The organism is Psychrobacter sp. NG254 (assembly GCF_015277735.1).
Lineage (GTDB): Bacteria > Pseudomonadota > Gammaproteobacteria > Pseudomonadales > Moraxellaceae > Psychrobacter.
The window spans coordinates 163,721-185,129 of sequence record NZ_JADHDA010000004.1 but is presented as its reverse complement, the minus strand read 5'-3'; the positions used below and the strand labels follow the sequence as shown (position 1 = coordinate 185,129).

The 21,409-nt window shown below is 43.3% G+C and carries 15 protein-coding genes and 1 other RNA gene; 9 read left to right on the top strand and 7 right to left on the bottom strand.

Annotation, left to right across the window (positions count from 1 at the left end; genetic code table 11):
* Window positions 1-24 precede the first annotated feature (24 nt).
* From IP510_RS08260 to ffs, 4 genes are all read right to left on the bottom strand, one after another.
* Entirely contained in the window at window positions 25-903 is an 879-nt protein-coding gene (locus IP510_RS08260; RefSeq protein ID WP_194364311.1) for a hypothetical protein, read from the bottom strand.
* A 244-nt stretch (window positions 904-1,147) separates the two neighbouring features.
* Window positions 1,148-4,009: a M48 family metalloprotease gene (locus tag IP510_RS08255; protein ID WP_227669596.1), complete on the bottom strand. Its 2,862-nt coding sequence runs from the start codon at window positions 4,007-4,009 to the stop codon at window positions 1,148-1,150.
* A gap of 145 nt (window positions 4,010-4,154) precedes the next feature.
* Window positions 4,155-4,751, bottom strand: coding sequence for a LemA family protein (locus tag IP510_RS08250; RefSeq protein WP_194364309.1), 597 nt, complete (start codon window positions 4,749-4,751; stop codon window positions 4,155-4,157).
* A 219-nt stretch (window positions 4,752-4,970) separates the two neighbouring features.
* Window positions 4,971-5,067, bottom strand: an RNA gene (gene ffs, locus IP510_RS08245) — signal recognition particle sRNA small type.
* Between the two features lie 258 nt (window positions 5,068-5,325).
* Between ffs and IP510_RS08240 the strand changes: the two genes are divergently transcribed.
* Complete coding sequence (locus IP510_RS08240; RefSeq protein ID WP_194364308.1) at window positions 5,326-6,042, top strand: SIMPL domain-containing protein; 717 nt, start codon at window positions 5,326-5,328, stop codon at window positions 6,040-6,042.
* A gap of 114 nt (window positions 6,043-6,156) precedes the next feature.
* On the opposite strand, the gene IP510_RS08235 is transcribed toward IP510_RS08240, so the two are convergent.
* Window positions 6,157-6,915 carry a DUF4124 domain-containing protein gene (locus IP510_RS08235; RefSeq protein WP_194364307.1) on the bottom strand — a complete coding sequence of 253 codons (759 nt, stop codon included), beginning with the start codon at window positions 6,913-6,915 and terminating at the stop codon, window positions 6,157-6,159.
* 223 nt (window positions 6,916-7,138) lie between these two features.
* Entirely contained in the window at window positions 7,139-8,548 is a 1,410-nt protein-coding gene (glnA, locus tag IP510_RS08230; protein ID WP_194364306.1) for a type I glutamate--ammonia ligase, read from the bottom strand.
* Window positions 8,549-9,438: 890 nt separating this feature from the next.
* Here glnA and IP510_RS08225 point away from each other — a divergent pair.
* The 5 genes from IP510_RS08225 (at window position 9,439) to IP510_RS08205 (ending at window position 13,907) form a co-directional block, all read left to right on the top strand.
* A complete protein-coding gene (locus tag IP510_RS08225; RefSeq protein WP_194364305.1) occupies window positions 9,439-10,062 on the top strand; it encodes an anthranilate synthase component II in 624 nt (207 codons plus the stop codon).
* A gap of 111 nt (window positions 10,063-10,173) precedes the next feature.
* Entirely contained in the window at window positions 10,174-11,295 is a 1,122-nt protein-coding gene (trpD, locus tag IP510_RS08220; protein WP_194364304.1) for an anthranilate phosphoribosyltransferase, read from the top strand.
* A gap of 79 nt (window positions 11,296-11,374) precedes the next feature.
* Window positions 11,375-12,268, top strand: coding sequence for an indole-3-glycerol phosphate synthase TrpC (trpC, locus tag IP510_RS08215; RefSeq protein ID WP_194364303.1), 894 nt, complete (start codon window positions 11,375-11,377; stop codon window positions 12,266-12,268).
* A gap of 93 nt (window positions 12,269-12,361) precedes the next feature.
* The gene (locus IP510_RS08210; RefSeq protein WP_194364302.1) at window positions 12,362-13,093 is read left to right on the top strand and encodes a Smr/MutS family protein; all 732 of its coding nucleotides are present in this window, start codon (window positions 12,362-12,364) and stop codon (window positions 13,091-13,093) included.
* Window positions 13,094-13,274: 181 nt separating this feature from the next.
* On the top strand, window positions 13,275-13,907 hold the full coding sequence (locus tag IP510_RS08205) for a DNA-3-methyladenine glycosylase family protein (protein ID WP_194364301.1): 633 nt from the start codon (window positions 13,275-13,277) through the stop codon (window positions 13,905-13,907).
* Between the two features lie 355 nt (window positions 13,908-14,262).
* On the opposite strand, the gene IP510_RS08200 is transcribed toward IP510_RS08205, so the two are convergent.
* The gene (locus tag IP510_RS08200; protein ID WP_413786473.1) at window positions 14,263-16,164 is read right to left on the bottom strand and encodes a mechanosensitive ion channel family protein; all 1,902 of its coding nucleotides are present in this window, start codon (window positions 16,162-16,164) and stop codon (window positions 14,263-14,265) included.
* Window positions 16,165-16,655: 491 nt separating this feature from the next.
* Between IP510_RS08200 and IP510_RS08195 the strand changes: the two genes are divergently transcribed.
* The 3 genes from IP510_RS08195 to IP510_RS08185 all read left to right on the top strand — a co-directional run bounded on the left by IP510_RS08195 (window position 16,656) and on the right by IP510_RS08185 (window position 21,244).
* A complete protein-coding gene (locus tag IP510_RS08195; protein ID WP_194364299.1) occupies window positions 16,656-18,599 on the top strand; it encodes a TonB-dependent receptor in 1,944 nt (647 codons plus the stop codon).
* A gap of 348 nt (window positions 18,600-18,947) precedes the next feature.
* Entirely contained in the window at window positions 18,948-20,372 is a 1,425-nt protein-coding gene (gene ahcY, locus IP510_RS08190) for an adenosylhomocysteinase (RefSeq protein ID WP_194364298.1), read from the top strand.
* Between the two features lie 23 nt (window positions 20,373-20,395).
* The gene (locus tag IP510_RS08185) at window positions 20,396-21,244 is read left to right on the top strand and encodes a methylenetetrahydrofolate reductase (protein WP_194364297.1); all 849 of its coding nucleotides are present in this window, start codon (window positions 20,396-20,398) and stop codon (window positions 21,242-21,244) included.
* Window positions 21,245-21,409: the final 165 nt, after the last annotated feature.

Below are 21,409 nucleotides of genomic sequence, written 5' to 3'. Positions count from 1 at the left end.
AAGGCAGGTTGGCTGTACTATAACTCAGAGAGCTATCTGATTCCACAGTTTGCGCTTTAAACCGCTGTCTTCTAGCATATCATCTAATATCGGCACCACTGTCAGCGTAGGATGTTCGATACCATCCGGTAATACGGTCAGCGCTGCGACTTTTATTTCTTCGCTTCGACCCATTCTAAACACATAACCTGCAAGACTAGCGTTGGCAAGCTCAGCAGTATCCATCCCTTCACAGATTGGAAATGATGTCGTCTCACAGGATATTGATAGCGCGCTTGTGATATTTTTCCACAATTTTTGACTGTCGCTAGTGAGTGCTTGGATATCCACCAGTATGACCCAGTCGCCATAGCGTCCACCTTGTAAAGTAAAAGGCGCGACCTTTTTTTGGCTTTCATTATGCGTGTTTTGATCAACATGACGCTCAAGAACAGGCGCAGTGGCTGACTGCACCGCCTCATCTATAAAGCTACTGGCGGTGCGATTGGCTGGTGATATAGTAGCGCTTTCATTATCAGGCGTATCTGAACTTAAACGGTCAAAACTATAAGTGACTGGACTTTGCTCATTGATAGTCTGAGTCTCTGTGAACTGCTCATCCATATTCCTAGCTGTACCAATAGATATGTTGATCGGCACCTCAGTAGCGACTGATTGAGCGCTTGGCGCTCCAACGTTTGGATACTCATCGCCTAGATATTCTGTATTAGGTAACGTAGTACTAGGCTGGTCAATGCTCAAATATTCAGCGTTTGATTGACTCGCTATATCCATAGCAATATCAGCAATATTGATGGTTTTTGATTCAGGCTGTATCCACTGATTGATGCCCATCATCGCTAGAATTTGGCGTTGCTGCGCACGGTGCTGCAATACAGTTAGCGGATCTTGGATATCACTCATACGACTTTACTATCCTACTTATTTTATTTGTATCATTGATAGATTGGCGAATTAACTGTCATCCGTTTACTATAAAAAACATGACATGGGAAAAATGCAACCCAGTTGCGTGTCATCACGTATCTATTCTATATAAGACTGACCGTCTATTTTATCCAGTATGCATCATGCTATCAGACATTTATTAAATAGTTATTTATCAGATAAGCAATAGTTAAACAACCACTTCCTAATCGATCATTTATCAAAAAAGCTGCCGAACACCCAGCCAGCGCTCTGACATAGTAGTCAGGCAATCATATTCATCTTGGCTGATTATCGTATCGTGTAGCATAACGGTATGCAAAGTACTGAGCCATTGTCGATACTGATGGTGTACAAGCTTGGCGGTGTCATGGTCATGGTCATTGTAATCTATTTGACCACCATCCTGTTGCCTGTCTTGATGATTATCACGATAATTATCGGTATTCGGAGTATCGACCATGTGAGTGCTTGTATACTGACTGGACACCGGAACCGCAGAAATAATCGCCAATAACTGAATACTATTTAGATGCTGGGTTGTGAGCAGTAACCACTGTAGATTAACATCACTTACTGTCACAAGATCAATATCAATCAAGCGCGCATGACGCCTCAAGTCTACAATATAATGTGCCACGCTCTCATCATTTTCACTCAATAACGATCGGTCATGCATTGAGATCATCTGGCCCTTAGCATCTTTTGACAGTCTATAAGCCAATAAGACAACCATTGATATTTGTGTAGTATCAAGACTATTAAACACCTGCATTGAAGGATCAAGCTGCGTACATATGTCTTCCATGCCAGCTTTTAATATCTGTGGCCATACAGCCTGCGCGGCTGTATCACGTAAAACCTCGGACAATATCGGTAGCAACTGCTGCAAATGTAGCGCTTGCCATAATGACAATATTGGCGATATTGGCGATTTTTGTGGTGCTCGTGCTGATGAGCTATTCAGTGCAATCGCGATTAAATGAGAGCTATCACTAGATATATTTTTATCTGACGAATCATAAGCTAGGCTTTTGGTTAAGTCGGATGTCAGCTGCTGGTTAAACAACTCAAATACACCTTGCTGATAGCGCAGCAACATCGTACGGCATTTCTCTTGTTTTACATAGTACTGATGACTATCGTGACGATGATCGTCATTGCTTTTGGGCTTTAGGTTTTCAATAAGTAATTCAGATAAATCATATTGACACAATTGGGTTAAGGCAAGCTCAATCAAAGCACTGTCCAAACGCCTATCTAGGCTGGCTATTATCGTCAGTAGCTTAGAATCTATCCTATGTGGTAACACTTGCTCATGGGAGGTCGAGTCAGTCGCTACAGAGAAACCACCATTCCAAATATCATTTAGACTATAAGTAGCAGTCGTTGATAATGGTTGATGCTGATGACAAAGCATAACCGCTTCGATCAGTGCTAATGCGCCTAAAGGATGATGACTATGATTAAGTATATACTGCGGTAGTGACACCTTTTGGATATCACTGACCTCAATCAATGTGTTTTTTGGTAGGTCAGCGTCAGGTTTGGCCTGCCACGGTTTTAACATCCCACAAGTATCTGTGTCTTCAGCCTGTACTTGAAACCGCCCGTCAACCACCATATCAGCTTCTACGGTAAACTCTAAACCGTCATCAACCTCTGATTCATCGCTCTCTCTGTTACGACCGTCGTTCCCAGACTCAACAGGAATTTTTCCGTCACTTGTCTGTTTATTGTCTTTTATATTAATCGTCGCGGCTGTTTGAGATCCAAGTAACGACGACTGCTGCAAGTTTTTTTCTGGGAAATATTTACTTAGGCTATTTTCTTTTGTTGCTCCCCAATCACCTAAGCGTCGTTGCCTATATATCTCTTTAACTTTTTGCTGATTTATTCGCTTTTCTTTGGCGACTTGTACCGCGAACTTATGATAAGCATCCGCATTAATAGCGCCCATACGCTCAGTCAAGCTTGGATGGGTGGCAAACCATGACACATCACCCAAGTCTGCCCCACTACTAGCAAAGAAAAAGTGACTGAGTCCATTGATATCGGCGATGCCAGACAAACGCGAGCCGAGCGAGTCTTGATTAATGGTTTTTAAGGTTTCGATAATCGCAGGCGTACGTGTCAATTGAACACTAGTGGCATCAGCGAGTAGTTCACGCTGACGGTTGAAGCTATGCTTAATCAACTGCGCGCTTGCCATACTAGAGAAGCTCAAGCCATGCAGTAACAATGTCCAGACACTACGCGGGGCTTGACGATCTATTATAGGTGGCGTTTGTACCCACTTAGACTGACGCTTAGCTGAGGACTGCTGTTGTTGTGATTGCTGCTGCCAGTAAGCGACCCACTCACTATGCGTGGTAAAATTGGCGGTTTGCGCTTCTGTATTACGTGCAAGCGTATCAACCTGCCTCTGTGATAGAGACTTTTGGGAGATATTATCGCTATCAAAGTGACTATAATTAGAGAGACGATTAGAGATTGGATCACTCCAGTCATATAGTATTTGCAAGCCTGCCAACACCACCATCAGCTGTAAATTGAACGTAGCATCACCGTGCAGTATATGGCCGTACTCATGACCAATGAGACCATACAATGCCTCATCAGACAATTTATCTAGTGCACCTTGGGTGACGACTAATACCATATCTGAGCTATGACGACCAGCGACGAAGCCATTGATACCCTGTTCATCAGGTAATACATATAAAATCGGTGTAATTAAACCCGAAGCAATAGCTAACTGCTGGGCTATTTCATAATAGCGACGATAGACGGGTGGAAAATCACGCTCATTGCGCACGGCTATATGACGCGCACTATAGCGAACTTTCTCTTTGGTTTCGTGTTGATGCGCGACCCCGTGGCTATGCTCCCATGCCTCCTGACTGCTATCGATAAATAGCCTAACCGCCCCTACTCGCTGAGCGATAGCACGGCCACCTGCTCGCAGACGTCGATACTCTAAAAAACTACCGCCAACGAAACTACCTAACGTCAAGACAATGACCAGAACCAGTACCCAGTGATATATACCGCCTGTAAATACTGTCAGCAATATAGACATGACAGCCAGTCCTACAGCCATATGAGCAAGTACAATCAGGAAAAACAGTCCATAAAGTAATAGACTGCGCCGCGTACGTATCCGCTGTTCACCAAAAAAATCCATCAGATCAGGCTACCTAGAGTTCGCCAAAATTATCTAAACCTTAGCCCATATTGACAATCGGTGCCTGAGCAATCGCTTCTCTATCTTCGAATACTAACTGACTGAGCGGACGAAAGCCAAAAGTCGTACTAACGAGGTTATTAGGAAATACTTCACGGTCGTTGTTATAGAACATCACGCTGTCATTGTAATGCTGACGCGCAAAACCAATGCGATTTTCCGTATTGGTTAACTCATCCATAAGCTCCTTGATCATGCTATCGGCTTTTAGCTCAGGGTATGCCTCAACGACAGCAGAAAACTGACTCAATGCTTTAGAAAGCATACCTTCTGCTTTTGCAAATAGTGCCATGTGCTCTAGTGAGTCTGGCTGATGCTTATTAGAGTCTTGTAGATCTTGAGCATGATTACGCGCACTAATGACTCGGGTTAACGTCTCTTCTTCATGGCTTAAATAACGCTTGGCGGTTTCGACCAAATTTGGAATCAAATCATGACGACGCTTCAATTGCACATCTATTTGAGCAAAGCCATTCTTTGCTTGGTTACGTGCGCGTACCAATTTGTTAAATACTGATACGCCAAACACGACTACTAGCACTATAAATGCAATGAATAGCCAAACAAATATCTTCATAATCAAACCCCAAAGTGTCTAGAATGTTAACAAAAGTTATTACATTGTATTTTAACTCATATTAATCAATGACGCTTTTAAATTGAATAGAGAATTAAATGGGTATCGAACGAAATTTTGGACAAAAAAAAGCCCTTTACAATGAAGGACTTGATACATCATAAGAGCGTCTTTAATACTTTTTGATGTAAATATCAAATTTCAGGCAAAAAAAAGCGACTCCAAAAGCACATCCTCGGCACACATCATAACTATTACCGTTGCTACCTTCCGGTCCTGGCGGGATTCATAGAACAATGTTGCGAGGCTACCAATGGAGCCACCAGATGCAGATTATACAAGGATTTTTTTATTTTGCAACCCCTGTGATAAAACTGTTTGTTTTGCGCGATAAATAGCCTATAGATTGGCTCACAAAATTGTCACAGTAACTTATACATATTTTGTTACTTTATAGAATGAAGCTAAGCAGCTGTTTTAATCTAAAAAATAACAGGCTTGGCTTTTATATAAAAATAAAGGTAGACACCATTCATATGGTTGCTAAACATGAAAATTCACTTAGGAGATAATAATGAAAAACACTTTATTAAATAAAGCAGCACTAGCTTCTGGTACAGTTTGTCTCATGACCGCCATGATGGGCAGCGCCCATGCAGAGCCAACAGGCTATGATCAACTGACATTTCAAACAGAAGTAAAAGAAGAAATCCAAAACGATGAAGTGCGCGCCAGCTTATACAAAAAAGCACAGGCAACAGACTCGAAGACATTGGCCACGATGCTCAGCACCTCTATCAATAACGCGATGAAAATCGCCAAGCGCTACCCTAGCGTGACCGTGAGCACAGGACAGCAGCGTACCTATCCACGCTATGACAAAAACGATAAGATTATCGGCTGGACAGGACAGGCAAATATAGATCTGAAAAGTACTGACTTTGCAGCAACCAGCCAGCTCATTGCTGACTTGCAAGAAACCTTGGTCATGGATAATCTAAACTTTGGAGTTTCAGACACCAAAAAAGACGCCCTTGAGCAAAAACTCATGACTGAAGCATCACGCGCCTTTCAGCAGCAAGCTAAGAATCTCACTCGAGCATGGGATGCTCGTAACTATCGTGTCGTGACGGTCAATCTAAACACAGGTAGCAACTATCCACGTCCGATGTATAGCTCTATGAGCATGAAATCGGGAATGGCAGACGAGTCAGTACCAAGCCAAAGCTTTGAATCTGGCAACAGTACGGTATCGGTCACGGCCAACGGCACCATTGAGCTAACCAAATAAGTCAACGTACTTCTAAGATCACCAATTGACATTAAAAAAGGCAAGCATCATCAAGGGTGCTTGCCTTTTTATTTGACCAACGATATCCATTATATTTAATCGTTGTCGTTATCCTTATTGAGACTGGGACTGAGCAACTTCTTTTTGAGTCATTTTTAACTTCATTTTTTGATACCAAGATAGCTTTTGATAAGCCAAAAGCTGCTGCGCGAGCTTTTTCTTGTTTTGTAATGTGGTATTGTTTTGAATCAAATAGATAGTAATGGCTACTTGCTCAAGTGTTTGGCCTGTCTCGCTTTGTATCACAGCTTTCACCGTATGAGCACCTGGCAACACATCAACCGTAGCAATCGATGTACTCAGCCCCTGTGCCACTTCCTTATCATCCAGATAAATACGCACGCTGTCACCTACTTGTAGCGCAGGCTTGATTTGCACCGCCACATCGATGCTTTGCACTGGGCGACGATAAGCTCTCTCTTTGCTGGGTTCAGCAATCGTTAGTTGATAGTTGACTGGTGCTTTCACTGTCGCAGTCGTTGTAGCAGTGGCAGGTACATTCAGTGTCTGTGTCGCCCCAACTGGCTGAGTGATGACATCAGAACTACTTGTTGAACTGCTACCTGCTGTATTAGCAACTCCTGAGCCATTCGTCTCATTGCCTGTTGTGATGGCTATTTGGCTGATTTGTTTACCAGTTTGCTGCTCATAACTTTGCGGACGATCGGTAAAGGTCACTTGACCGGTCTTTTCATCAACCACTTTATAGATGGGTGCAGCCTGTGCAAGCGTCATACAAAGACTGGTAGCCATTGTCAGAAGCCCTACCTTTACACCGCCTGTCAAAAAAGAAGATTTTGATAATAATGCCATAGTCAGTCAGCCTAATTAGTGTCTACTATTAATATGTTTTAATACAACCATTATGCGATACTTTTGTAGTGAAATCAGTAGTACTCGATATGAAATCGGCAGTAATATCAAAGAAAATCTCACCATAACGATTTTGATCTTTATAAAAAGACATAAAAAAACCAGCTAAGTTAACCTTAGCTGGTTTTTACGACTCAAAATAACTGAGTGCTTTAGCGACTAATTAGCAGCTGTAGTACATATCAAACTCAACTGGATGTACAGTCACGTTTAGACGTTGTACTTCTTCTTCTTTCAAAGCGATAAACGCTTCTAGCATGTCTTCAGTGAAGACATCGCCTTTTAACAAGAAGTCATGATCATCACGCAGTGCTTGCAATGCAACATCTAAGCTCTCTGCAACCGTTGGGATTTGTGCTTCTTCTTCTGGTGGCAAGTCATACAAGTTTTTGTCCGCAGCTTCGCCTGGGTGCATCTTGTTTTGGATACCGTCAAGGCCAGCCATTAACAATGCAGCAAACGCTAGGTATGGGTTAGCCGTTGGATCAGGGAAACGTGCTTCTACACGTACCGCTTTAGGGCTGCTCACGTGTGGAATACGGATAGACGCTGAACGGTTAGATGCTGAATAAGCAAGTTTAATAGGCGCTTCGTAATGTGGTACTAGACGCTTATAGCTGTTGGTTGAGGGGTTGGTAATCGCGTTCAATGCACGAGCGTGCTTGATGATACCACCAATAAAGTACAAGGCTGTTTCAGACAGACCAGCATACTCATCACCTGAGAAGGTGTTTACGCCGTCTTTTGAGATAGAGATATGCACGTGCATACCTGAACCATTGTCACCAACGATTGGTTTTGGCATAAAGGTAGCTGTTTTGCCAAACTGATGCGCCACGTTATGTACAACGTATTTCAATTGCTGAACTTCATCAGCCTTACGTACCATCGTGTTGAACGCTACGCCAATTTCAGACTGGCAAGACGCCACTTCATGGTGATGCACTTCAACTGAGCCTTCACCAACAATCTCTTCAATGCGTTCACACATAACGGCACGCATATCGTGTGAGCTGTCGATTGGTGGTACTGGGAAGTAGCCGCCTTTGACACGTGGACGATGGGCCATGTTGCCCCACTCGTAAGTCTCACCTGTAGACCATGCTGCTTCTTCAGCCGTGATTTTATGGCTCACACCTGACATGTCAACTGACCATTTTACATCATCAAATACAAAGAACTCAGGCTCAGGACCGAAATAAGCGGTATCACCAATGCCAGTAGATTTTAAGTACTCTTCAGCACGGCGAGCGATAGAACGTGGATCGCGATCATAGCCTTGTAGCGTTGATGGCTCGATGATGTCACAAGTCACTACTACGGTAACGGCATCGAAGAACGGGTCAAGAAACGCCGTCTCTGGATCAGGACGCAAGATCATATCTGACGCTTCAATGCCTTTCCAACCTGCGATAGATGAGCCGTCAAACATTTTGCCATCTTCCATCACATCTTCGTCGACGCTATGCGCTGGGAAGCTGATATGTTGTTCTTTACCGCGTGTATCGGTGAAGCGAAAGTCAACCCATTTAGCGTTAGAGGATTTGATAAGATCTAATAGTTTGTTCGACATGAATAATCTCCGTTGTGTTGATCACGTTATTGCGATTTAAAATTATTAGTACAAATTTTTTTAAGAATATCAGCTGTGCTGATACTACCAAATAGCGCATTCGATATTATGCTTATTATCAACACTATTTAGTATATTAGTCAAGACGCGCATCTAAAGCGCTCACTCAACCCAACCTATCATCGTTTCCGTACCACCATAAGTCAAATCAATTTTGATTATATGTGACTCATAATGCTGAATGCATTCATTAACAGCTATTTACGGATGAATATTTTATACCACGCTTTTGTGGCTCTAAATAATGACAACAGCGGTTATATAAGCAGCTGCAAAGGTTATGCCAATATTTATAGATGAAACGCTATAAAAACACAACAACTTATTTATTATTAATAATTACAATTACTTATAACACATACCTATTTATAAAAAATTTAACATCCTCATGACTCGATAATCTATCAGTCATGAAGCATCATTCGCAGCCATTAAATAGCACTAAAGTAGTGCATAAAAACATAAATAACCAATGTGTGTTTTAATTTGGTGCAACCTGCTCTATTTACGACTTACTCATGCAGTCAGCCTGCGCATTTGATGGTGGGTAAAATAGTGGTAAGATAACCGCCTATCAAAAAGCATGATAAGGCTGTAGCGCATGGCTAGAGCCGATACTAAATAAAATGGATACAGTATTTAATAATGCGAAACTGGTATAAATTTTTCTGGCTTGCTGTGCCTATGCCGACAGAGGCTGTAAAAAATTCATCCCAGTCCCGCTGTATCTTTTTCATATTAGACTGACTATATCTACGGATAACGATTGAGACATCGCTTGGGCGTGTCCTCATTTTGAAAACATAGAAAATCGATAAGTTGATACACTCATGATTCTGATGATCGATAATTACGACAGTTTTACGTACAATATCGTGCAGTACTTTGGTGAGCTACAGCAAGATATCACCGTTTGGCGTAATGATGAAGTCACTATTGAACAGATTCAGACGCTTGCGCCAGACATCATCGTTATTGGCCCAGGCCCATGCGATCCTGACCGTGCGGGCATTTCGCTTAAGGCCATCGAGGCCTTTAAGGGCATTATACCGATACTGGGGATTTGCTTGGGGCATCAAGCCATTGGACAGGCGTTTGGTGGTTCAGTTGTCAAAGCTGGTGAAGTGATGCATGGCCGATTGTCGGCAATTTACCATGACAATCAAGGTATATTTGCTGGATTACCCAACCCTTCACAAGCCACACGCTATCATTCGCTCGTCATTGACAAAGCCAGCTTACCTGACTGCCTTGAGATGACCGCATGGACACAGAATATTGATGGTAGTATTGAAGAAATCATGGGTATCCGTCATAAAACACTTGCCGTAGAAGGTGTGCAGTTTCATCCTGAGTCTATCTTAAGTGAAGTGGGTTATCAGTTGCTCAATAATTTTTTACAGACGCATGGTTTGGCAATATTAGCATCAGATGCGCTACCGCAAGTGGGTTGATTTTCCCTTGTAGCATGATTTGCTTTCATTCAAACCAGTCACCCATATTTCAAAAAATTTCTCAGTATTTCACACAAATCATCATAAAAAACAATATTAAGCGAGACCATAATGAGCGCAGAAGAAATAAAAGACACGCACACACCAGAGAGCATTGAAGCACTTTCTGATACAGAAACGCACAAGCTGCTAACGACCGCCTTGGGTAGAATCTTTCAGCACATTGATTTGACCTTTGATGAGATGTATCAAGTGATGCTGATTATCATGCAAGGCAGATGTAGCGACGCGATGATGGGCGCTATTTTGACCGGTCTACGCATGAAGGGTGAATCTATTGATGAGATCACCGCATCGGCCAGCGCTATGCGTGCATTGGCCGCCAATATCGAACCAAAGAACTGTGCGCATTTGGTCGATATCGTGGGTACTGGTGGCGATGGCGCCAACCTCTTTAACGTCTCAACGGCCTCGGCATTAGTAGCGGCAGCAGCTGGTGCGCAAGTGGCTAAGCATGGTAACCGCGGTGTCTCAACCAAATCGGGCAGCTCAGATTTACTTGAGCAGGCTGGCATCAGCCTGACGCTCACCCCAGAGCAAGCAAAAGACTGCATCGAGAACCAAGGTATTGGGTTTTTGTTTGCGCCTAATCATCACAGCGCTATGCGTCATGCCAATCCCATCCGCCGTGAGTTAAAAGCCCGTACTATCTTTAATATATTAGGGCCCTTGACCAATCCTGCTGGCACGCCTAACTTAGTCATCGGTGTGTTTACCGCGCAGCTATGTGAACCCATCGCCAAAGTAATGAAAAACTTAGGCGCACGCCATGTCATGGTTGTGGGTGCCAAAGACGGTCTGGATGAAATCAGTCTGGCGACATCGACTACTGTTGCTGAATTAAAAGACGGTGAGATATCGGTGTACGAGATGATGCCAGAAGATGCTGGTATCGAATCACAAACCCTCATCGGACTCGATGTCGACTCTCCAGCACAGAGCCTTGAGCTTATTCGCGCGGCTCTATCTGGTGCCGATACTCATGACCGTGCTGTGCTAAAAGCCCGTGATATGATTGCACTGAATGCAGGGGCAGCGATATATACAGCAGGGCTTGCCAGTAACTATGCCAATGGCGTCAGCCGAGCACAGCAAGTCATTCAAAATGGCGATGCGCTACTCAAGCTTGAGTCTTTGGGCAAGTACACACAGCAACTGGCTGCTCAGATTTAGCCAAGCATAAGTAAGCACCAATTCGGTGCAACACTCTCTAACGTTGTCTATTTACATTTAACACTATTCGGATACCAGCATGACTACGACTCACTCAGACATTCCCTCAGTACTACAGCGCATCGTCGCCACCAAAGTAGAAGAAGTAAAAGCGGCACGCGCGCGTCTTTCTCTTGAAGACTTGCAGGCAAAAGTCGCAGCGGATAAAAAATCACGCCGAGGATTTGCGGCAGCTCTACGCGCGGCTAGCACAAAAGAGAACGGTGTCGGCATCATTGCCGAAATAAAAAAGGCTTCGCCCTCTAAAGGCGTTATCAATCACAACTTCACGCCTGCTCTGTTCGCGCTACAATATGAGCAAGCGGGTGCCAGCTGTCTATCAGTATTGACCGACCGTGATTATTTTCAGGGTGATGATACGTATTTAATTCAAGCAGCCAATGCCTCAAGCCTACCGATATTACGCAAAGACTTTATGATCGATGTGTATCAAATCTATCAGTCTTACCTGATGGGTGCTGATTGCATCTTACTTATCATGGCCTGCTTAGATGATACCCAAGTTCAAACGCTGCATGCGCTAAGTATTGAATTGGGTATGGATGTACTCATAGAAGTACACACCAAGTCTGAGCTTGAGCGCGCACTACAATTGCCACGTTCGAACCGCAACATCTACGGCATTAACAATCGTGATTTAAATACGTTTGATGTCGACTTGCAAACCACGCTTGATCTAAAGCATATATTGATCGACGCACTGGTTGCTGACCCTATCGATACCACGGAAAGTGATAACGACGTACTAAAACCACTCATCGTCACCGAGAGTGGCATTCATAGTAGTAATGATATTCGTCTGATGCTAGATAATGATATTCAGCACTTTTTGATCGGTGAGCAATTTATGAAAACCGACCACCCAGGTCAAGCGTTACAATCCTTACTTGCAGGCGCTGCACTAGACGGGTAAAGTGATTCAATACAACTAGATCGCATTGAGTAATACGTGTGCTATACGGATTGCTCAACCAACCTTTCATCAATCAACGATACGTTAACTTTTATGTCAAATTCTCTATTTTCAAAAGAAATGCAAGACCAACTCAAAGAGCTAAAAGGCCAATTGAGTAAAGGCCGTGATACCAACTCACCTGATGGTGACAATCAAAAACCCACTGAGCCTGTGTCATTGCCCACGCAAAAGCAAGTGAACAAGACTGTCAAGCAAATGAACAGCGAACATGTTGATGATGATAAAGTGCTATTCATGCAGGCGATGCACGGTGTCAACCAACTAGAAGACAAAAACGTCCGCTCACCTGCCAATGCGAGCAAAGCGGGCAAACCTGATGCGACCACACTCTCTAAACGTGCAGCTGCCCAAGGTAGTGAAGCGAGTGACTTGAGTGCAGGCTTATCAGATATGCAAGCACTGCTAAACCCTGTCGCTGCGGAAGCCTTTTTATCGTACAAGCAGCCAACCTTGCAAAATAAAATCTTTGATCAACTCAAAAAAGGCAAGCTACGCTGGTATGATGCCGTCGATATCCATGGCTGTACGATAGAAGAAGCGCGCGTCGCCATGACTCAACTATTGAGCCAAGCCAAGCAAAAGAACGAAACCATGGTAAAAATCGTCCATGGTAAAGGCTCTGAGGCCATTCTAAAAACGTGCGTCAATGGTTGGTTACGTCAGTTGCCTGAGGTATTGGCGTTTTGCTCTGCACCACCAAAAGATGGTGGCAATGGCGCGGTATTGGTCTTGCTTAAAAAGCCGAAAGCAGATGGCGAGTAAACATCAGTATTAGCAATAAAAAAGGACTGCAAAGATGCAGTCCTTTTTTTATCTATCAATTTGATGCTGCTATGATAGTTCCTTATATAATAGTGGCTTACGACGTGGCCTTATCTATATATATTTTAACATTAGCATTAGCATCATCAATATACTCCCCTGCCATCAGAGCGATACCATCATGACGATACAAACTATCGAAAACACAGATCAGCTGCGCGAGCATATCACAGCGCTAATCGCTATTGAGCCCAAATTTGCGCCTATCTATACACAGGTTGGCATACCGAGCCTCAAACACAATTCAGGCGGCTTTGAGCAATTGATGAGAGCCATGGTCGGTCAACAGCTGTCTGTCGCAGCGGCAGCCAGTATTTGGCAACGGTTGGTTGATGCAAGCTTGACGACACCGAACGCAATCATTGAGGCAACGGACGAGACTTTGCGAGAAAAAGGACTGTCTAAACAAAAGACTCGCTACGTTCGATCATTGGTTGAGCATGATATCGACTTTGCCGCGCTACCATCCATGTCAGATGAAGCCGTTATCGCAACGCTAACGGCTGTGATAGGCGTCGGGCGTTGGACGGCTGAGATGTACTTATTGTTCTCACTGCAACGTGCAGATGTACTCGCGGTTGATGATTTGGCAATCAAAGTTGCGGCCATGGAGTTATTAGGCTTAGCAGATCGCCCAACACCCAAGCAACTCAAAGACCTAACTCAGCACTGGTCGCCTTATCGTAGTTGCGCTGGCCTCTTACTCTGGTCGTATTATGGAATATTACGCAATAAAACCGCTCTACCTTTATAGCAGAAAACCCTGATAGCAACTGGCACTGGCAATCATTATCCTTACTGCTTTAAAGTGATAGACTAGGGCGCGTTGAACATTCAAATATTTGGGCTGCTGATTGTTAAAATTGCACCAAACTAGGTGCAAACCGACGATAATGTCGAGACCTTAGCTAGGTTTGTAACAACGTTTGGGGTGATTTTAGCATCAGCCTTTCAGGGCAGTACTCTTTTTTGCCAATATATGGCGAAATTGTTTAACCTAGAATGACTAGGCATCAAAAATTTCACGGCATATTGTCTAAAAAATAGTCACTGCCAGCACCACATTTGAATATCAAACACGCCCTATCAACGCTTACTCAGCAGTCTGCTTAGTTCTGATTCCATATAGATAAGCCAGGTTTTCTCTTAGTATGTTTAAACTTGCTTTTTCTGAGCATGCGGCTTTTGTGCTTCAGCGCTTTCATCGCGCCACTTTTACTGACGGTTGCCAGAGATAAGTGATGGCTGTTGATACCGGCACTCTGTTTGGTTTCTTCACTATTTTTATCACTATCCGTTTTTTTATCAAGATCTCTACGGTCATGATTATAATCAATAGTTTCTTCTAAGCTGCCATTGGTGTCATGACTATCCATATCGCTACCGTTATCCGAGATGCCGTCCACGGTTTCAGCGGTGTTGTTTTCTATATGATGGTCAAGCTCAGTTTGATTGACGATGAGCTGCTGCGTTGGCAGAGCATGCTCGACCTTGTATTTGGCCACTTGGGTTAATATATCGACAAATAAAATATTCTGTTTGTCATAAAATTCAATAATATCCACGGCATTGACATAAGCCTGCAACTGAATGACATAGCAGTCTTGACGCAGCTCTAAAATATTGACCTGATTCCATTCCTGATTGGTCAAATCATGCGCTTTTATAAATCCATCCAAGTCATTGACCATTTTAAAGATGACATCAAGATCGGCAGTACGTTTAAGATATAGCTGATGAAAAAATCGGAACATGTCCCTTGAGGTAAAGTTTTCAATTTGCATGGACGAAAAATCACCGTTTGGTACCGTCACAACGGTACGGGTCAAGGTACGTACCCGTGATGAACGAATACCAATATCGATGACCGTGCCTTCATAAGCCCCAAATTTACAATAATCACCGATGCGTACTGGTGAGTCTGCAACTACAACGACACTACCAACAAGGTTTTCGATGGTTTTTTGAGCACCAAGCGCCAAGGCCAAACCACCGACACCTAGAGCGGCGATACCAGTGGTTAAATCAAATCCCAAATTGCCAAAGATAACGATGACGGCAAATATCAGTAGCAGTGCTTTGACGACTTTGCGAAGCAGCCCCAAGATAGACACACGCTCGGTATGGTTTCTCTTATAACTTAGATTGACTGCCCGAGTAAATATCGCATCAATCACGCGTAGCAGCAGCCAAGTGGTTGCTACCCATGAAGCAATATCGGTAAATCGATTGACTGGCTCACGTAGCGTCACTGATACGCCTGCATATACCATGACCTCGGATAATATCAGTGCCATAATAACGACAGCGAGTGGCAGTATCACTTTGTTCGGCAATGGCAATGGTGCACCGCGTACATAAGGATAAGTCATTCGCAGTAAATGGTACAACAGCCACACTGCGATATACGTCAGTACAAAGCTACTGATAATCATGGTTAGCGCAGCGACCAAATCAGCCAATTGGTAGCCGAAAAGTTTTTTACCATCTAAAGAGTCAACGGTATAGCGAGATACTAAGGTAGGTTCCGTGTTTTCTATCACTTCTGGCACTGAGCTGAGCGTATCACTCGAAAACTGCCAATATTGTTCGTCGTCTTTAGACACCACTCTTTCTAGTAGCAGTGGCACACTTCTCTCACCGACATTAATCACGCCGACATTTTCTTGGCTTGGTGGCAATTGATCCGTTAGATTGCCTTCAGGGGCATTGCTGATCTGTAAATCAGGCTGAAAACGTCCACCTGCATCCAGTGCCTGCTTGAACTGGCGAACTACTGTGGTCGGGTTGTCAGATTTTGATAAATTGAGGTAGTTGCTGGCGAGCAAGTAATCGTTTTCGCCCAGCGCACTGATGAACCCTTGTACAGTATGCCGCGGTGTATCGCGCCCAAACGAGTCAGGCAGGTTTGAGATAACAGACTCTCCGCTGCTATCGCCACCGACACCCAAAGCCCCTGCTTCAAGGGCAAATGCGCTGTTTGGAAGAAAAAAACCCATCACCATCGCCATCAACAATACTATGATAGTTAATGGCTTTTTGATGATAGAGCTGAGGGGATAAAGCGCCACACTGGGAGTCAGATCATGCTTGGTAGACAAAACAAACCTCTTATTTTTATAAACGGTACAATGGAGAACATTCAAGATTTGCACTATAGTAACAATTATTTATAACAGCAGTGCTTTTGATTACATGATTTTTGGTCAACGGTGTTGGTTTTCTATCTTTTGACACAGCATACCGGTCTGATAATGTCTGCTAAGAAAATATCCATCAATGAACAAACCATAGTCAGACGGATAATTAACAACTCTATAATGAATAACATTCAGCCTACCCTGAGTAAAAATTAGGTTAAAGTGGTTTATAAAGCCTGCCATATTGTAGATAATGTATATAGTTTTGCTTATATACATCTTTTTGTAACCTTTGACATGCTTAACGTCAGACTCGTTACCTTTTATTTCTGCCTTTTTATATGATTACTTTGGAATCAACTATGTCTTTATCACGTTCATCTTCACGTGCTTATCTTCGTTTGAGTATCTTAAGCGCGCTAGGTCTGCTCGCTGTGAATACCGCAATGGCAGCTACTTTTGAAAATACTTCCATCAACGATAGCGACCTACCACAAGTTGAGCTTGATAAAATTGTCGTAACAGCCACCCGTACTCCGACTAAGACCAGTAATATTATCGCTCAGACACGGGTAATCGATAAAGAAGAATTACAACGTTATCAAGGTCAAACCGTGATTGATGTACTAAAAAATCAATCCGGTATGAACATTGCTCAAAGTGGCGGTACAGGCACAGTCAGTAATTTTTATATGCGTGGCTACGATAGTAAGCAGGTGCTTGTAATCATTGATGGTATTCGCTACAGCTCTATTTCTACAGGCGCGCCAGCACTAAATCTATTATCTGCCGATCAAATTGACCGTATAGAAATACTATATGGCGCATCAGGTTCTAGTATTTATGGTTCTGACGCGATGGGCGGTGTCATTCAAATATTTACTAAAGGCAATAACGTAGAACAATCTAACGTTTCAACGACTGTTGGTTATGGTAGCAATAACCATTACCAAGTAGGCGTAACAGGTCAGCTTAAAAATGAGACTTCCTCATTGAGTTTGGGTGTCAGCCGCAACGAAACAGACGGTTTTAACGCGATTGCTAACCCTAGTTCTTATGATTACAATGCTGATGATGATGGTTTTAAATCTACAAATGCCAGTCTAGCATTACAACATAAGATTTCAGACTCTGTAAGTGCTGGACTCAGCGCATTATATTCTGACTCTACAACGGATATTGACTCTGCAGGCAACGCTTTTCCAAATGCTTATTCAGATCAAAAAAATGGCAGCGCCAATGTTTTTATTCAGCATCAAACACCATTAGCTGTCACTAAATTTAGCTATGGCCAAAGTATCGATAAATCCACTACTCATGATGCTAACTCTATTGATTATCAAGATGGCAGTCAATTTGATACCATTCAACAGCAGGCACGTTCAGAAACAAGTATCAATGCACAACCTGGTACCGTTATCATTGGCGCAGAATGGTTATCACAGAAATTAGAAGCATCCGATGTTTTAGATTTTTCAGGTTTTCCTGCACCTGCAGCTCAAACTGCTTACGATCCTGAAGATAGAACTGTCAAAAGTGGTTTTGTGGGCTATCAACTATCAGAAGATAGTTATGACCTACAAGCCAATTATCGCGTCGATGACAATTCACAATATGGCAATGAGGACACATACAACATAGGTGCCGCTATACGTCCATTAGATGGCTTGCGTATCGGTGCAAGCTATGCGACAGGATTTCGCGCACCAACCTTCAACGATTTATACTACCCTGGTTACAGTAACCCAGACTTAAAGCCTGAGACCAGTAAAAATACGGAAGTGTTTGTAGAGTACAATAAAGGAAATCAAATCTCCCGTCTGACTGGCTATCATACTGACGTTGATGACTTGATTGGTGGTAATACCAACACGAGTGAGGCACAAATCAAAGGATTAAGCTTGACTTCAGACTGGAGCGTTAGTTCGTTTGTATTCGGTTTGGGTTATGACTATCTAGAAGCCAAAGACAAAACCACCAATAGTACTAACTATAATAACGACCTTGTATACCGCCCTCAAAATAGCAGTTTGATTTATGTTGGTTATCAGCAACCTGCTTTTGATGTGCGTTTAGAAGCTAAATATACTGATGAAAGATTCTCTGATGCTGCAAATACTACTAAGTTGGATGACTACACTCTACTAAACTTAAGTGGCGTTATCTATCTGACGACCAATCTTCGTGCTAACTTGCGCGTTGACAATATCACTGATGAAGATTACACACTATCTAATCAATTCGGTACAGAATATGCCACTGAAGGCACTAGCTATTTTGGCTCGCTAACCTATGATTGGTACTAAACTCATCGAAAATTGAGATAGTATTTATTGCAAACAATAGAAAGGCCATCAATCGATGGCCTTTTTTTATTGCCATAAAAATCTGAAATCAAACATAACACTGCTGTCTATTATTTCTATTAGCCAGTAGGTGACATTTTATCTGTCATCTATTACAATGACACCCTCCGAGAGGTGTTGCGCCATAATAATTGATTATTGCATCTAGGCTTCAAAGCCATGCTAATCAATCATTATGTTAGGCTCGGTTAACTGTCGAGCGTCCTATTTTGGTCGCTCACAGAGCAAACAACGGCACCTGCGTTTTTATTCTTTTTATCATAAATTAACCACTGATAGGAGCATATTATGGACGCAGTGTCTAACACCCCATCTGCCCATACGATCGATCCCTCTTTCACTGACTATAAAGTCGCTGATATCAGCCTTGCTGATTACGGCCGCCGTGAAATCACCCTTGCTGAAGCCGAAATGCCGGCCCTTATGGGTTTGCGTCGTCGCTACGAAGCCGATCAACCGCTTAAAGGCGCGAAAATCGCTGGCTGTATCCACATGACCATCCAAACTGCCGTACTTATCGAGACACTAGTCGCGCTAGGTGCTGAAGTACGTTGGACCTCATGTAACATCTTCTCAACTCAAGACCATGCTGCAGCTGCAATTGCTGCTGCTGGCATCTCTGTTTATGCTTGGAAAGGCGAAACAGAAGAAGAGTACGAGTGGTGCTTGCGTCAGCAAATTCACGTTGGCGGCGAAGCGTCTGGCCAACTTTGGGATGCCAACCTAATTTTGGATGACGGCGGTGACTTAACTGCTTTGATTCATAATGATTATGCTGAGCTGCTTGATAGCATTCATGGTATCTCAGAAGAGACGACTACTGGTGTCCATCGTCTGGTTGAGATGCTTGCCAAAGGTACACTTAAAGTACCAGCAATCAACGTCAACGACGCCGTTACCAAGTCTAAAAACGACAACAAATATGGCTGCCGTCATAGCTTAAACGATGCTATCAAACGTGCAACTGACATGTTCCTTGCTGGTCGCCGCGCTTTGGTTATCGGTTATGGTGATGTGGGCAAAGGCTCTACGCAAAGCTTACGTCAAGAAGGCATGATCGTACGTGTATCAGAAGTCGATCCTATCTGTGCGATGCAGGCATGTATGGATGGCTTTGAAGTATTGTCACCATACATCAATGGTGATAACACTGGCGGCGCAGACAACATCAACACGCGTTTGCTTGAAGATACGGACATGATCGTTACTACCACTGGTAACTACCATGTTTGTGATCGTCATATGCTAGCAGCACTAAAGCCTGGTGCAGTCGTTTGTAACATCGGTCACTTTGATACCGAAATTGATACCCAATTCATGCGTGACAACTGGCGCTGGGTTGAGATTAAGCCACAAGTGCATCAAATCTTCCGCTCAGACGATGAGAACGATTATTTGATCTTGCTTGCTGAAGGTCGTCTAGTGAACCTAGGTAATGCGACTGGTCACCCATCACGCGTAATGGACGGCTCATTTGCTAACCAAGTATTGGCTCAAATGTATTTGTTCGAAGAAAAATTCGCAGACTTGCCTGCTGACAAGCGTACTGATAACTTATACGTAAAAGTATTACCTAAGAAGTTAGACGAAGAAGTGGCTGCTGCTATGGTTGCAGGCTTCAACGGTACTTTGACCAAGCTAACTAGCAAGCAAGCTGAATACTTAGGTGTCCCTGTTGAAGGTCCATTTAAGCCTGACGCTTATAAATACTAATCAAAGTACTGAGGAGCACGACGATGAGTAAGCCTGCTTTCTCTTTTGAGTTTTTTCCTGCCAAATCTGAGCAAGGGCACGAAAAACTGCTGAGTACTTATGATGATCTTAACGAGCTGGCACCTGCGTACTTTTCGGTGACTTATGGTGCAGGCGGCTCAACCCGTAGTCGCACCTTAGACATCGTGCAAGCCTTATGCGCGCGCGGTGACACTGAAATTGCACCGCACATCTCCTGTATTGGTGATGACAAAGTGCAAATCGCTGAGCTACTGACGCACTACAAGAGCTTAGGTATCAGGCGTTTGGTTGCCCTGCGTGGTGACTTGCCATCAGGACAAGTTGGCATGGGCGAGCTACCATTTGCACTTGATTTGGTTAAATTTATTCGCGAGCATTCAGGAGATCACTTCCATATCGAAGTGGCCGCTTATCCTGAAATGCACCCACAAGCACGCAGCTTTGGGTTCGATATTGATAACCTAGTGAATAAGTACCAAGCTGGTGCAAATGCGGCCATCACTCAGTTTTTTTATAATGCTGACAGCTACTTATATTTGCGTGATGCATTAGAGCAGCGTGGTATTGATACTGTTGCTAAGCCATTGGTTGCTGGCATCATGCCAATCACCAACTCTAGCAATTTGATACGCTTTGCTGACAGCTGCGGCGCTGATATTCCACGTTTTGTGCGTAAGCAGCTGGCTGACTTTGGTGATGATCGTAAAGCCATCCGCGAGTTTGGTTTTGATGTGGTATATCGTCTTTGTGAGCGCTTAATCGCCGAGGGTGTACCCGCCATGCACTTTTATAGCATGAACAAAGTTGAGCCCAATAAACGCTTGGTTGAAGCCTTGGGGTTGACTGCTTAGTCCCTCACCTCTACTGAACTTACCAATAAAAATGGCGCTCCTAGGAGCGCCATTTTTATTGGTAGAACTCTTATTGAGAACCATTCGTAATTATATTTGTACACTTCGTCTTATTTTATTATTAAAAATATCTTCACTGTGCAATAATATTGTTTTTATAAAAAT

What these genes read in the sequence shown, in the direction of transcription:
- IP510_RS08260 (WP_194364311.1), bottom strand. Translation starts at nt 903, where the DNA reads ATGAGTGATATCCAAGATCCGCTAACTGTATTGCAGCACCGTGCGCAG.
- IP510_RS08255 (WP_227669596.1), bottom strand. Translation starts at nt 4,009, where the DNA reads ATGTCTATATTGCTGACAGTATTTACAGGCGGTATATATCACTGGGTA.
- IP510_RS08250 (WP_194364309.1), bottom strand. Translation starts at nt 4,751, where the DNA reads ATGAAGATATTTGTTTGGCTATTCATTGCATTTATAGTGCTAGTAGTC.
- IP510_RS08240 (WP_194364308.1), top strand. Translation starts at nt 5,326, where the DNA reads ATGAAAAACACTTTATTAAATAAAGCAGCACTAGCTTCTGGTACAGTT.
- IP510_RS08235 (WP_194364307.1), bottom strand. Translation starts at nt 6,915, where the DNA reads ATGGCATTATTATCAAAATCTTCTTTTTTGACAGGCGGTGTAAAGGTA.
- glnA (WP_194364306.1), bottom strand. Translation starts at nt 8,548, where the DNA reads ATGTCGAACAAACTATTAGATCTTATCAAATCCTCTAACGCTAAATGG.
- IP510_RS08225 (WP_194364305.1), top strand. Translation starts at nt 9,439, where the DNA reads ATGATTCTGATGATCGATAATTACGACAGTTTTACGTACAATATCGTG.
- trpD (WP_194364304.1), top strand. Translation starts at nt 10,174, where the DNA reads ATGAGCGCAGAAGAAATAAAAGACACGCACACACCAGAGAGCATTGAA.
- trpC (WP_194364303.1), top strand. Translation starts at nt 11,375, where the DNA reads ATGACTACGACTCACTCAGACATTCCCTCAGTACTACAGCGCATCGTC.
- IP510_RS08210 (WP_194364302.1), top strand. Translation starts at nt 12,362, where the DNA reads ATGTCAAATTCTCTATTTTCAAAAGAAATGCAAGACCAACTCAAAGAG.
- IP510_RS08205 (WP_194364301.1), top strand. Translation starts at nt 13,275, where the DNA reads ATGACGATACAAACTATCGAAAACACAGATCAGCTGCGCGAGCATATC.
- IP510_RS08200 (WP_413786473.1), bottom strand. Translation starts at nt 16,164, where the DNA reads ATGGCGATGGTGATGGGTTTTTTTCTTCCAAACAGCGCATTTGCCCTT.
- IP510_RS08195 (WP_194364299.1), top strand. Translation starts at nt 16,656, where the DNA reads ATGTCTTTATCACGTTCATCTTCACGTGCTTATCTTCGTTTGAGTATC.
- ahcY (WP_194364298.1), top strand. Translation starts at nt 18,948, where the DNA reads ATGGACGCAGTGTCTAACACCCCATCTGCCCATACGATCGATCCCTCT.
- IP510_RS08185 (WP_194364297.1), top strand. Translation starts at nt 20,396, where the DNA reads ATGAGTAAGCCTGCTTTCTCTTTTGAGTTTTTTCCTGCCAAATCTGAG.